The 12,655-nt window shown below is 63.0% G+C and carries 10 protein-coding genes and 1 pseudogene; 8 read left to right on the top strand and 3 right to left on the bottom strand.

The genetic code is table 11. The annotated features are described in order from the left end of the window. Positions 1 to 21 precede the first annotated feature (21 nt). The 7 genes and pseudogenes from EOA78_RS37975 to EOA78_RS26475 all read left to right on the top strand — a co-directional run bounded on the left by EOA78_RS37975 (position 22) and on the right by EOA78_RS26475 (position 7,182). Positions 22 to 357: pseudogene (locus tag EOA78_RS37975) on the top strand (RcnB family protein). A 157-nt stretch (positions 358 to 514) separates the two neighbouring features. Further along, positions 515 to 2,491, top strand: a complete 1,977-nt coding sequence (dnaG, locus tag EOA78_RS26500; RefSeq protein ID WP_127317693.1) for a DNA primase — start codon at positions 515 to 517, stop codon at positions 2,489 to 2,491. Between the two features lie 370 nt (positions 2,492 to 2,861). Further along, on the top strand, positions 2,862 to 4,883 hold the full coding sequence (gene rpoD / locus EOA78_RS26495) for an RNA polymerase sigma factor RpoD (protein ID WP_127317691.1): 2,022 nt from the start codon (positions 2,862 to 2,864) through the stop codon (positions 4,881 to 4,883). 207 nt (positions 4,884 to 5,090) lie between these two features. Then, positions 5,091 to 5,384, top strand: a complete 294-nt coding sequence (locus EOA78_RS26490; protein WP_065009207.1) for a GYD domain-containing protein — start codon at positions 5,091 to 5,093, stop codon at positions 5,382 to 5,384. Between the two features lie 159 nt (positions 5,385 to 5,543). Then, the gene (locus tag EOA78_RS26485; RefSeq protein WP_206533506.1) at positions 5,544 to 5,924 is read left to right on the top strand and encodes a DCC1-like thiol-disulfide oxidoreductase family protein; all 381 of its coding nucleotides are present in this window, start codon (positions 5,544 to 5,546) and stop codon (positions 5,922 to 5,924) included. Positions 5,925 to 6,112: 188 nt separating this feature from the next. Next, positions 6,113 to 6,784 carry a PadR family transcriptional regulator gene (locus EOA78_RS26480; RefSeq protein ID WP_127317689.1) on the top strand — a complete coding sequence of 224 codons (672 nt, stop codon included), beginning with the start codon at positions 6,113 to 6,115 and terminating at the stop codon, positions 6,782 to 6,784. Positions 6,785 to 6,891: 107 nt separating this feature from the next. Continuing rightward, positions 6,892 to 7,182, top strand: coding sequence for an HlyU family transcriptional regulator (locus EOA78_RS26475; protein WP_127317688.1), 291 nt, complete (start codon positions 6,892 to 6,894; stop codon positions 7,180 to 7,182). A 7-nt stretch (positions 7,183 to 7,189) separates the two neighbouring features. Here the strand turns inward: EOA78_RS26475 and EOA78_RS26470 are convergent, their stop codons facing one another. The 3 genes from EOA78_RS26470 to EOA78_RS26460 all read right to left on the bottom strand — a co-directional run bounded on the left by EOA78_RS26470 (position 7,190) and on the right by EOA78_RS26460 (position 11,945). Continuing rightward, positions 7,190 to 9,766 carry a polynucleotide kinase-phosphatase gene (locus EOA78_RS26470; protein WP_127317687.1) on the bottom strand — a complete coding sequence of 859 codons (2,577 nt, stop codon included), beginning with the start codon at positions 9,764 to 9,766 and terminating at the stop codon, positions 7,190 to 7,192. Then, positions 9,763 to 11,145: a 3' terminal RNA ribose 2'-O-methyltransferase Hen1 gene (locus tag EOA78_RS26465; protein WP_127317686.1), complete on the bottom strand. Its 1,383-nt coding sequence runs from the start codon at positions 11,143 to 11,145 to the stop codon at positions 9,763 to 9,765. Before EOA78_RS26465 ends, EOA78_RS26470 begins: the two co-directional genes overlap by 4 nt. 164 nt (positions 11,146 to 11,309) lie before the next feature. Next, positions 11,310 to 11,945 (bottom strand): FMN-dependent NADH-azoreductase, encoded by a 636-nt coding sequence (locus EOA78_RS26460; protein ID WP_127317685.1) that lies wholly within the window; start codon positions 11,943 to 11,945, stop codon positions 11,310 to 11,312. Between the two features lie 111 nt (positions 11,946 to 12,056). Here EOA78_RS26460 and EOA78_RS26455 point away from each other — a divergent pair. Then, positions 12,057 to 12,655: LysR family transcriptional regulator (locus EOA78_RS26455; protein ID WP_164783952.1), on the top strand; the 599-nt coding region annotated here is incomplete at its 3' end.

The raw sequence follows: 12,655 nt of genomic DNA, 5'->3' as shown, positions 1-12,655 counted from the left end.
CTTTCCGCAGTCGCCCTCTCGATGCTGGCTGCCACGTCCCTGCAGGGCCAGGCAGCGCCGCTGAACGCGCCGAATGCACCGCAGTCGAACTACAGCCAGGTCGACTGGAACCAGCCCGGGAAGCATGTCGACGTCAAGAAGCGCGTCGTGGTGAAGAAGAAAGTCGTCGTGAAGAGAAACCACTGGCGCAGTGGTCAGAAATATTCGAGCTGAAAGCGCCACCAGCCGATCCGCGACTATCGGCACTATGGCCTGCGTCGTCCGGGCCGCGGCCAGGAATGGATCCGCGTCGGCAACGATTATCTCTTGGTGAGCGTCGTCTCCGGCATCATCTTCGGCGCGATTGCCGCGCACTGACCGTCAAAACGTCGATCGGCACTGCGCCGGACACATGAAAGAAGGCGGTCCGCAACGGCCGCCTTCTTTTTGCGCTGTGAAAACCGGGTATGGTCCGCATTAGGAGTCGTCGAGTTTCGCCGGCGTGATTATATGGAGGGCAAACGAGCCGTTCCCAATGCGCTTTCCACCTGCCTTCCTCGACGAGATACGCGACCGCGTGCCGATTTCATCGGTGATCGGCCAGCGTGTTGCGTGGGACAGGAAGAAGACCAACGCGCCGCGCGGCGACTATTGGGCGTGCTGTCCCTTCCATGGCGAGAAGAGCCCGTCCTTCCATTGCGAGGACAAGAAGGGCCGCTACCATTGCTTCGGCTGCTCGGTTTCGGGCGACCACTTCAAATTCCTGACCGAACTCGACGGGATGAGCTTTCCCGAAGCAGTCGAAAAGATCGCCGAGATGGCCGGCGTGCCGATGCCGGTTCGCGATGCCCAGGAGGAACGGCGCGAAAAGGAACGTGCCAGCCTGACCGAAATCATGGAAATGGCGACTGCCTTCTTCCAGGAGCGGCTGCAGGGACCGGAAGGCGCAAAAGCCCGCGCCTATCTGCGCGACCGCGGGCTGACACCGGCAACGCAGCAGTCGTTCCGGCTCGGCTATGCGCCGGACAGCCGCAAGTCGCTGAAGGAGCATCTTGCCGCCAAGGGCGTGCCCAAGGCCGATATCGAGGCATGCGGGCTGGTGCGCCATGGCGACGACGTCCCGGTCTCCTACGACTGGTTCCGCGACCGCATCATGTTCCCGATCCCGGATTCCAGAGGCAAGATAATCGCCTTTGGCGGGCGGGCGCTGGCAGCCGATGCGCTCGCCAAATACATGAATTCGCCCGACACCGAGCTCTTCCACAAGAGCAATGTGCTCTACAATTTCGCTCGTGCGCGCCAAGCGCTGGGAAAGGGGGCGCTGGCCAAGGGTGGCACGGTCATCGCCGTCGAGGGCTATATGGACGTGATCGCGCTGGCGCAGGCCGGTTTCGAGAATGTCGTGGCGCCGCTCGGTACCGCGCTGACCGAAAGCCAGCTCGAACTCCTGTGGCGCATGGCCGGCGAGCCGGTGCTGTGCTTCGACGGCGACCAGGCCGGACTGAAGGCGGCCTGGCGCGCCGCCGACATGGCGCTGCCGGTGGTTCAGGCAGGCCGCTCGGTGCGGTTTGCGCTTCTGCCAGAAGGCAAGGACCCCGACGATCTGGTCAAGGCCGACGGGCCGGACGCGTTTCGCGCCGTGCTTTCCGAGGCGCGGCCGCTCGCCGACCTTTTGTGGGTGCGCGAAACGGCCGGCGGCATCTTCGACACGCCGGAACGGCGGGCGGAACTGGAGAAGACGCTGCGCGAACTGACCAGCCGCATCCGTGACGAGAGCTTGCGCTACCACTACCAACAGGAAATGCGCGAGCGGGTGCTAAGCTTTTTCGGCACCCAGCGCGGCGCGCGCCAAGCCTATCAAGGGGGGCGCCAAGATGGGCGGCCTGGCGGGCGCTTTCAGGGCAAGGGCTCGGCTCCTGGCGGACAGTTCGCACGAGGCGGCAATGCCGGTGGACGCACCGCGATCACCGAAAGCCTCGGCCGCTCGGCGCTTGTCAAGCGCGGCAGCGAGGGGATGTCGGTGCGCGAGGCGACGATCATCGCAGCTCTTGTCAATCATCCGGCGCTGATCGACGAGAATTTCGAACATGTCGAGTTCCTCGACCTCGCCAATACCGATCTGAAGCGATTGCATGCGGCCATTCTCGATGCGATGGCGCATGACATGGCCAACGACCGCGACGCGGTGATCGCGACGATCGAACGGGCCGGCTGCGGCGAGATCTGGGCGCGCGTGGTGGCGCTGATCAAACGGGCGCGGCAGTGGCCGGCGCTGGAAACAGCCGGACTTGACGATGCCCGCGACGCCTTCAGCCAGGCGCTCCACTTGCAGCGCAACGCGCGCACCTTACATAAGGAGCTGAAACAGGCGGAAGCGGCGCTCGCCAGCGATCCCACAGACGAAAACTACCGGCATCTCGTCGAGATCCAGGCGCAATTTCGTGATGTGCAAGCAACGGAAGCGCTGATCGAAGGGTTCGGTGTGTCCTCGGGCAGGGCCGGGCGGGTGTAGGTCGAAGCTTACGAAAGAGTGAAAGTGCAGAACCGTGCTTGCGCGTCGAATCAGCCGCGGCGCTTTAAGTCGGGTAATTGATTCGCTTTTTTCATGCGAATCATGCGAGAGGCGCTTGACCTTCTGGCAGAATAACGGAATCAGGACGATTCGAAACGTTAACCCGCGCCGGCGTCGACGGAAATGCAGCGATGTGAGGTACCGGTCACTGGACAGGCGGTCAGCCTGCCACAGATACCAGGGTTAATCTGGACTTAACGAGAGATGCAGTTACTGGCCCGGGGAAGCGCGTTCTAGAGCGAGCGCATCTGATTTAACCGGCACGGCAGCTTACGCGGCTTGATACTTGGCCGCTTGGAGAAAATAAAGAATGGCGACAAAAGAAAAGGAAGAGGTCGAGACCGAACGTGAAGGCGCCACTGATGGGCCTCTGCTCGACCTTTCCGACGATGCTGTCAAGAAGATGATCAAGGCCGCCAAGAAGCGCGGCTATGTCACCATGGACGAACTGAACTCGGTGCTGCCCTCCGAGGAAGTGACCTCCGAGCAGATCGAGGACACGATGGCCATGCTCTCCGACATGGGCATCAACGTGGTCGAGGACGACGAGCAGGGCGAGGAGCCCGAAGCCGCCGACGCGGCTGCCGACGCCGAGGAAGACGCCAACGAGCTCGCCGAGCAGACCGGTACCGCCGTTGCCGCGACGACCACCAAGAAAGAGCCGACCGATCGCACCGACGATCCGGTTCGCATGTATCTGCGCGAAATGGGCTCGGTCGAGCTTCTGTCGCGCGAGGGCGAAATCGCAATCGCCAAGCGCATCGAGGCCGGCCGCGAGACGATGATCGCGGGCCTGTGCGAAAGCCCGCTGACCTTCCAGGCCATAATCATCTGGCGTGACGAGCTCAACGAATCGAAGATCCTGCTGCGCGAGATCATCGACCTCGAAGCGACCTATGCCGGACCGGAGGCCAAGCAGGCGCCGGTGGTCGAGCGGATCGAGGAAGCCAAGACCGAGGAAAAGCCGCGCCGTTCGCGCGAGGACGAGGACGACATCACCAATGTCGGCGGCGATACGCGCGGTCTGACGGATGACGATGAGGAAGACGAGGACGAAGCGAGCCTGTCGCTGGCAGCGATGGAAGCGGAACTACGCCCGCAGGTGATGGAGACGCTCGACGTCATCGCCGACACCTACAAGAAGTTGCGCAAGCTGCAGGACCAGCAGGTCGAGAACCGGCTGGCTGCCGCCGGCACGCTGTCGCCAAGCCAGGACCGCCGGCTGAAGGAGCTGAAGGACCAACTCATCAAGGCGGTGAAGTCGCTGTCCTTGAACACGGCGCGCATCGAGGCATTGGTCGAGCAGCTCTACGACATCAACAAGCGCCTGGTGCAGAACGAGGGCAAGCTGTTGCGGCTGGCCGAAAGCTATGGCGTGCGCCGCGAGGAATTCCTGAAGGAATACCAGGGCTCGGAACTCGATCCCAACTGGACGCGCTCGATCGGCAATCTGACCTCGCGCGGCTGGAAGGAATTCACCAAGAACGAAAAGGACGCGATCCGCGACCTGCGCGCCGAGATCCAGAACCTCGCCACCGAGACGGCGATCTCGATTCTCGAATTCCGCAGGATCGTCAACCAGGTGCAGAAGGGCGAGCGCGAAGCCGCGATCGCCAAGAAGGAAATGGTCGAGGCCAATCTGCGCCTCGTCATTTCCATCGCCAAGAAATACACCAATCGCGGCCTGCAGTTCCTCGATCTGATCCAGGAAGGCAATATCGGCCTGATGAAGGCGGTCGACAAATTCGAATACCGTCGCGGCTATAAGTTCTCGACCTATGCGACGTGGTGGATCCGGCAAGCGATCACCCGCTCGATCGCCGACCAGGCGCGCACCATCCGCATTCCCGTGCACATGATCGAGACAATCAACAAGATCGTACGCACCTCGCGCCAGATGCTGCACGAGATCGGCCGCGAGCCGACGCCGGAAGAATTGGCGGAAAAGCTCGCCATGCCGCTGGAAAAAGTGCGCAAGGTGCTGAAGATTGCCAAGGAGCCGATTTCGCTCGAAACGCCGGTTGGCGACGAGGAGGATTCGCATCTCGGCGATTTCATCGAGGACAAGATGGCGATCCTGCCGATCGACGCGGCGATCCAGGCCAACCTGCGCGAGACGACGACGCGGGTGCTTGCTTCGCTCACCCCGCGTGAAGAGCGCGTGCTCAGAATGCGCTTCGGCATCGGCATGAACACCGACCACACGCTGGAGGAAGTCGGTCAGCAATTCTCGGTCACCCGCGAACGCATCCGCCAGATCGAAGCCAAGGCGTTGCGCAAGCTCAAGCATCCCAGCCGCTCACGCAAGCTGCGGAGCTTCCTCGATAGCTAATGCCGGGTGACGGATAAGCAATTTAAAGGGCGCTGCGGCGCCCTTTTTCGTTCGTGCCAGGAATTGTCTCGCCAGACGGTGCGGTTGTTGTTGCAGCACACCTGCTGTGGGAGGATAATCTCGTGTCGGATGCATTTTCTGGGCGACAAACCCGGATGCCCGCCCCGGCAGTGACGCCGTGCTCCGAGGCCCCGGAGGGAGGTGCGCATGACAAACTATATCGTGCTGATCAACTGGACGGAGCAGGGCGCCAAAAATGTGCGCGAGTCGCCGAAGCGGCTCGATGCCGCCAAGAAGCTGCTGGGAGACATGGGTGGCTCGTTCAAGGCGTTTTATCTCACCATGGGCGAATGCGATATGGTGGCGATCGTCGAAGCGCCCGACGATGCGGTGCTCGCTCGTTTCTCGCTGATGCTGGCGACAGGCGGCAATGTGAGGACGCGGACGCTCAAGGCTTTCCCGGAACTGGCCTATCGCGAGATCATCGCCTCGCTCGGCTGAGGCGTTGCGCGGCTACAGATCCGCGCAAGCTGCCGAGTTTTGGATATCGGACGACCGGGCGCCGCTTGGCGGCGCCCGGCCAGTCTGGTCCGAAATGTTGCGGGGCGAAGGTACTTCCCGGATACTCCGCGCAGCACTTCAACTCGCGTCTCTAAACACATGCCCAAGCCTCTGCTGACCATCTGGTACAACACCCGCTGTCCGGTTTGCGATGCCGGCATCAGCCGGCAGAAGCGGCGGCTGATCGAGGCGATCAAGACTGGGCGGATCGTGTTTCGCGACATCAATGCCGAACCGACGGCTCTGGCCGGATACGGCGTGTCGCTGGAGGACATCCGCCACCGGCTGCACGCAACCGATGCGGACGGCAAACTGCTGGTCGGCGTCGACGTCGCAATTGCCGTCTGGCTAAGAACGCCGGGCGAGGGCTGGCTGGCAGCGCTGTTCGGCAACCGCACCGTGCTGCCGCTGACGCGCTATGCCTATGATCGCTTCGCCGATCTTCTCTATGCCTGGAACCGGCGCAAGGGCCGCTGGTAAGCGGCACAGACATCCTGTTCGTCGAAGGCCCGGAGCTGCCCCGGGCCTTTTGGGACTCCGGAGAGGTTCAGCCCACTGCCTTAGCCGCAAACGCGCACTTTAAACCGGAATTACGTTACATCTTAAGATATATCTTGACCGCTTGGCTAACTAAGATATATCGTAAGACATAACTCAAGGAGCAGACAATGCACGGACATCATCATTTCGGCGAGCGTGCCGAGCGCGTTTTCATGCATATGGCCGGTAAGTTCGGTGGTCGTGGCGGCGGCTTCGGCCCATTCGGCCACGGGATGAGGGGCGGCGGGCGCGGCGGTCCGGGCGACATGTTCCGCGCCGGGCGCATGCTGGCCGACGGCGATCTCAAGCTGATCGCGCTGTCGCTGCTGGCCGAGGCGCCGCGCGACGGCTACGACATCATCAAGGCGCTGGAGGAACGCACCAGCGGCGTCTACAGCCCGAGCCCGGGCGTGGTCTATCCGACGCTGACCTTCCTGGAAGAGGCCGGCTATGCCGTCTCGTCGGCGGAAGGCAACAAGAAGGTGTTTTCGATTACCGAGGCCGGGCAGGCGCACCTCAATGACAATCGAGAGATGATCGACCATGTGCTCGACCATCTCGAGCGTTTCGGCCGCAAGATGGCAAAGGCGCGCGACTGGTTCGGCTGGAACGACGATGGCGAGGATGGCGGACGTCGCGGCCGCGGCCGTTCGGAAAAGCTCGACGAATTCCGCGCCGTGCGCCACCGGCTGCGCGCAGCCCTCGGCGACATCGTCGACGCGCCCGCTGAAAAACAGGCCGAGGCGATCGCGATATTGGAAGGAGCCGCCGAAGCCCTCGAAGCGCTGTCGCGCGGCTGACTTCCGAGGCCGGATGCGGCCCTTGCCCGTTTACCTAAGGACCGCTAGTGAAATCATCCTGCACTACGCTATGTGATGTAGGATGATTTCCGTTGGAGGGCGCTCCCATGTCTTTTCTGAAACGTCTTTTCGGTGGCGGCGGTGACGCGGGCGAGCCAAAGAGTGGTGCACCGGCAAAGCGGATCGAGCACAAGGGATTTTTGATCAGCGCCACGCCCTACAAGGCGGAAGGCCAATACCAGACCTGCGGCGTAGTTTCTAAGGAAATCGACGGCGTGATGAAGGAGCACAAATTCATCCGCGCCGACCGTTTTGCCGGGCTCGACGACGCCGTCGACATCTCGATCAAGAAGGGCATCCAACTCGTCGACGAGCAGGGCGAGAAGATGTTCGGGTAGGTCCTCTTCACAGTCTTGGATCGATTGGCTCGCTCTCCAGCGCCAGCACGCCAAAAACGCACTCGTGAGTCCGGCGTAACGGCTGCTGGGCGACAAATCGCTTCAGCGCCTCGTGGCCGAGCGCGAATTCCCTGAGCGCCAAGCTGCGCTTGCCGCCTAAGCTTCGCTCTCGCAGGCGGACTAGATTGTCGGGCGCATCATATTCGGGGCCATAGATGATACGCAGGTATTCTCGGCCGCGGACTTTCAGCGCCGGCTGGATGAGCCCCTTCTTGCTCAGACTGATGAAGTCGAGCGGTTTAACCACCATGCCTTCGCCACCCGAGCCCGTCAGTGCCTCCCACCAGGCGACAGCCTCTGCACACGCGCCGCCATCGGCCAGATCAACCGTGCGCCATCGCGTGCGCGTTACCACGCCATCGCCGGCAGCCAAACGGCCTGCATGCGTCATGTGCCAAACGTGGTCCTGATCAAACCAAACACGTCCTTCACTGGCGAGCAGGTGGAACGGCGCAACCTTCAGGTCGTCGATGCCCGAGACTGGCCACACATACGGTGCCCAGGCGGTGGCGTATTTGGCCGCACGCGAAGCCCGGCCCTCAAGGCGCGCGTCGAGGGCGGTTGCATCGACGCCGCGCGCCATCGCACGGGCTAGCGCCTCGCGACTGGCCTGGAAGCCGGCGGCCGATGACGTTGCCACCGGCGAATACTGGCTTTCAATCAGGCTGCTCGCCTTGGCCGACCAAGGCATTATCTCGGTGTCCAGCAGCAGCCAGTCGCTGTTCAATTCCTGCCACAGGTCTGCCGCTTCGACGCTGGCCCGAAGACGGGCGAGCAGGCCCTCCGTCGTAGCGGTGTCATTGAAAAAGCAGCGTCCGGTCCGGGTCCAGATCGCGCCCGTTTCGTCGCCCAATATCCCGAAGCGGTTGCGCGCCGTCCGTGCGTTCCGGCACAGCACGATCACTGCCCGCGAACCCATGTGCTTCTCCTCGCACACCACCTGAGCGACATCACGTTGGCGGAAGTAAGCGAAGGCGTCCTCAGGGCGCTCCAGCCAGCCGCTGTGGCTGCTGGTTTCGGACGGCGACATCGTCGGTGGCAGATAGATCAGCCACTGCGGCGGCAGCGCGAAGCGGCTCATCACCTCCAATGCTGCCGAGGCGTTCTCCTCGGCCACGACGATCCGGCCCCTCAGTTCGGTCTCGATCCAACGGCGACCGGAGACATCCTGGTAGTCGAGCACGCCGTCGCCGTCGGCCTGTGCCGATTTGCCTGCACCAGACCCGCCCAGCGGACGTATCGGTTCCGACCAGGTCTGGACGGCTGGGACATCAACCAGTTCGCGTTCCGGCCAGCGCAAAGCCGTCAGTTTGCCGCCGAATACGCAGCCGGTGTCGATGCACAGGGTGTTGTTGACCCACTCGGCCGACAGCACCGGTGTGTGGCCGTAGATCACTGCCGTCTTGCCACGATAGGCCATGGCCCAGTCCGCTCGTACGGGCAGGCCAAATTCGTCGATCTCGCCTGTGGTCTCGCCGTAGAGCGCGAATTCACGCACGGCGCCGGAGCCACGTCCTATCATCTCTTCCCTAAGGCCGGCATGGGCGACTGCGAGGCGTCCGCTGTCCAGCCAGACATGGCTTCGCAGGCCGTCGAGGAAGGCCGGCAGGGCCTCTCGCAGACCGCGATCCTGAGCGTCCAGCTGATCGATCGTTTGCTGAAGGCCGTGCGCGACCGTGACCTTGCGGCCTTCCAGCCACCGGCCGAGCTTGCGTTCGTGGTTGCCCTGGACACAGTAGGCGGTCCCGGCTGCGACCATGCTCATGGCCATGCGCAGGACATCGGGCGCGTTGGGGCCGCGATCGACGAGATCGCCGACAAAGACGATCTTGCGGCCGTCCGGCGGGGTCACGGCGACCGTCCGGTCGTCGCGATCCTCGGACCAAGCGACCCTGTAGCCGAGTCGACTGAGCAGAATCTGAAGCTCATCGGCGCAGCCGTGGACATCCCCTATGATATCGAACGGACCGTGGTCGTCGCGCTTGTCGGTCCACAGCGGTTGGCGCGAGACCTTGGCGGTGTCGATGCTGGCCTCGCTGGTAAGCTTCCAGACCTGGCGGAAGCCCTCGCGTTGCAGGCCGCCGAGACCCTTGCGGATTTCGCTCGTCATGCGTTGGGCCACCCCAGGCCCGAACTGCCGGTCGGGGCGCGACGCGTTGCGCGCGACGCAGACATCGACACCAGGATCGATGACCACAGCGACTGGCAGAGCGTGCCACTTGCGCGCCAGTTCGACCCAGGCCTTGCGGTCGGCGGCCCGCACATTGGTGGCATCGATGACGGCCAGCTTGCGGTGCTTAAGCCGTTTGCCGGCGATCTCGCGCACCAGCTCGAAGGCGTCGGCCGAGACGTCTTGATCAGTCTCGTTGTCGGTGATGAGCGCGCGGCAGCGATCCGAGGAAATGATCTCGGTCGGCAGGAAATGCTTGGCGGCGAAAGTCGACTTGCCCGATCCGGTCGAGCCGATCAGCACAACCAGAGCGAAGTCAGGGATGGTGAGATCGGTTTTGTCGGGCTCTCTCATCGCGTGAATACCGCCATCTGAGTGGGCGCCCCCAGAACAGGGTCCTCGGTCCCGATGCCGCTGAAGGCGGCGGCATAGCCATAGGTCTCACCGATTTTGGCCGCCCAGGTTTCGAACTGGGCGCGGCTCCATTCGAAGCGGTGGTCCGGGTGGCGAAAGGCGCCAGGGGCCAGGTTGGCGAACAGAACGTTGTAGTCCGCATTCGGAGTGGTCACGATCACCGACTTGGGCGCCGTCTCGCCGAAAACGATGCGTTCGACCAGAGGTAGCCTGTCCTCGTCGAGATGCTCGACGACTTCGACCAGCACGGCAACGTCGGCCTCGGCCCAGCGGCTATCCCGATACGTCAGCGATCCATGTAGCAGCGTGACCCGACCCTCGGGCGGCCCGCCGAACTCGTTCAGCTTGAGACGCTTGGCAGCCCATTCCAGTTCGCGGACTGCAGGATCAAGTCCAAACAGCTTGTGGACCCATCGTTCGCGCACAAGCCGATAGAGTAGCTTGCCTTCGCCGCATCCCAAATCCGCAATAGTGGTTCCGCCGGTGGCTCGAATGGCCTGGACCACAGCGTCCATACGCAAATCGTTCAACCGGATCGGCACCTCCAGCGCCTCCTCGGGCGCAACGCGGACTTCAGGAGGCAGCGCCTCGCCGGCCGTCTCGGGAGCCAATCGCTCCAGGGCGATACGGGCCAAGGCACCGCGATTGCGCAGATAGCGACGTACGATGAGGTCTTTGGCGGGATGGTTTTCCAGCCAGCCCTCGCCCTTGGATAGCAGCTTGTCGATCTCAGCCTCGCCGACCCAGTAGTGCTTGGCGTCGTCCATCACCGGGATCAGGACATAAAGGTGGTTCAGCAGGGCACTTAGCCGGCCGGTGCCGGTCAACTTCAGGTGGCCGTATCGCGGGCCGCTTGCACCAGACCCGACATCCCCTATCGGGGTTAGATCGACAGTCCACCCCAAAGGTTCGAACAGTCCTCGAACCAGAGCCTCACCGCCGCGCATCGGCAGCGGTGTCACCACGGCCTCCAGCGGCAGGTCGCTGTTGGCCAGTTCCTGGCGCTCCCTTGATATGCCGGTCATAGCGGTCCGCAGCGTTTTGTTTAGCGCCACCGACAGGAAGGACGATGCCGCATAGGGCCGGTCGTTTACATACTGGTCCAGCAGGCCTTCTGCCTGACCTTTGCCCCGCACGAGCCCTATCGGATCGACGTCTAGCAGTAGTGCAGCCTCGCAACGCTCGTTAGTCGCCTCGGGATAGAACAGCCACGCCTTGCCGAAGGACAGGACGGTCTCGTGCAGACGATCGGGATGCTTGTGCAGCAAGAAACCGAGATCTGTGGCCGGACGATGCGTTGTGGCGACGGAGAGGAACATCGGCGACCGATAGCGCAGACAAGCGGAATAACCAATGGTGTCGCGCGGCTATCCTGGTAAAAGCCATCCAACACTTTGACTCGGGCGCAGCCGCGCTAGCAGATCGCAAAAAGGCAGGCGCCCGGCGCCTGCCTTTTTCGGTTCTGATACCAGTTGTTCGCGCTCTACGCGGCAGCGGCAACCGTTGCGGCCGTGGCCACCGCTGAATCCACCTTGGCTGACGCCTTGGCCAGAGCGGCCGAGACGGCCTCGGGGCCCATGCCGACGCCCTCGATGCGGATGACTTCGACGTCGGTCATGCCGATGAAGCCAAGCACGCTGCGCAGATAAGGGATGGCGTGGTCCATCTGCACGGCAGCGCCTTCCGAATAGATGCCGCCCGAGGCGAGGACGATGTAGACCTTCTTGCCGGTGACCAGGCCCTTCGGGCCATTCTCGCCATAGGCAAAAGTCCTGCCGGAGCGGGCGACGTGATCGACCCAGGACTTCAGGGTCGACGAGATGCCGAAATTGATGAAGCCGGTGGCCAGGATGATGGTGTCGGCGGCGAACAGCTCGTCGAGCACGGCGTCGGACACGCCGACGACCTCGGCCTGGCGCGGGGTACGGGATTCAGCCGGCGTATAGATGCCGGCTGAATAGTCCGGATCGATGTGCGGCAGCGGGTTGGCAACGAGGTCACGCACGACAAGCTTGGCCGAAGGATCGACGGCAACGAGCTTCTCGGCCAATTCGGTGGCGATGCGGGTCGAGTGCGAGGCGTTGCCACGCGGGCTCGAGATGACAAGAAGAATGGACATGGCGGGCTCCAGGGTTGGATGAATTGTCCCGCTAGATATGGGCTCACCGACCCATTTGAAAAACTGGGATATTTTCTATATGATCCATCCAGAAATTAGATGGAAAAGCGCATGCACCCCAACCCAACACTCGACCAACTGCAGATCCTGGTTACGGTGGCCGATACCGGCAGTTTCTCCGCCGCCGGCCGCAAGCTCAACCGGGCGCAATCGGTCATCAGCTATGCCATCGCCAATCTCGAGGCGCAGCTCGGGATGAAGCTGTTCGAGCGCGAGGGTACGCGCGAGCCGCAACTGACCGAGATCGGCCGGGCGATGCTGGAGGACGCGCGACGCATGACCGGTGTGCTGCAGCGCATCCGCTCGCGCGTCGACGGCTACCATCAGGGGCTGGAGGCCGAAGTGGCGCTGTCGGTCGATGCGGCACTGCCCTCACCGGTGCTGGTGCGGGTGCTGAAGGCGTTCGAGGCTCAGTTTCCGACCGTGATGCTGCGCCTCCATATCGGCACGCTCGGCCTGATCCCCGATCATGTCGTCAGCGGGCAAGCCGATCTCGGTGTTGGCGGCCTGCTGGGCGAGGTCGACGTCCACCTTGTGCGCATCGGCTTCATGTCGATGGTTCTGGCCGCCGCGCCAGGCCACCCGCTGGCGCTGCTGCCGAAGCCGGTGGCGATCGAGGAGGTGCGCGAACACACCCAACTCGTTGTCAC

It is taken from the genome of Mesorhizobium sp. M5C.F.Cr.IN.023.01.1.1, from assembly GCF_003997585.1.
Classification (GTDB): Bacteria; Pseudomonadota; Alphaproteobacteria; order Rhizobiales; family Rhizobiaceae; genus Mesorhizobium; species Mesorhizobium wenxiniae.
The sequence above is the reverse complement of the archived record's forward strand: the minus strand, read 5'-3'. Positions and strand labels throughout refer to the sequence as shown.

Bases quoted from the DNA above. Each gene is read 5' to 3' on its own strand.
- EOA78_RS26470 (WP_127317687.1), bottom strand. From the start codon at position 9,766: ATGAGAGAGCCCGACAAAACCGATCTCACCATCCCTGACTTCGCTCTG.
- EOA78_RS26485 (WP_206533506.1), top strand. From the start codon at position 5,544: ATGCCCAAGCCTCTGCTGACCATCTGGTACAACACCCGCTGTCCGGTT.
- EOA78_RS26475 (WP_127317688.1), top strand. From the start codon at position 6,892: ATGTCTTTTCTGAAACGTCTTTTCGGTGGCGGCGGTGACGCGGGCGAG.
- dnaG (WP_127317693.1), top strand. From the start codon at position 515: ATGCGCTTTCCACCTGCCTTCCTCGACGAGATACGCGACCGCGTGCCG.
- EOA78_RS26480 (WP_127317689.1), top strand. From the start codon at position 6,113: ATGCACGGACATCATCATTTCGGCGAGCGTGCCGAGCGCGTTTTCATG.
- EOA78_RS26490 (WP_065009207.1), top strand. From the start codon at position 5,091: ATGACAAACTATATCGTGCTGATCAACTGGACGGAGCAGGGCGCCAAA.
- EOA78_RS26460 (WP_127317685.1), bottom strand. From the start codon at position 11,945: ATGTCCATTCTTCTTGTCATCTCGAGCCCGCGTGGCAACGCCTCGCAC.
- EOA78_RS26465 (WP_127317686.1), bottom strand. From the start codon at position 11,145: ATGTTCCTCTCCGTCGCCACAACGCATCGTCCGGCCACAGATCTCGGT.
- rpoD (WP_127317691.1), top strand. From the start codon at position 2,862: ATGGCGACAAAAGAAAAGGAAGAGGTCGAGACCGAACGTGAAGGCGCC.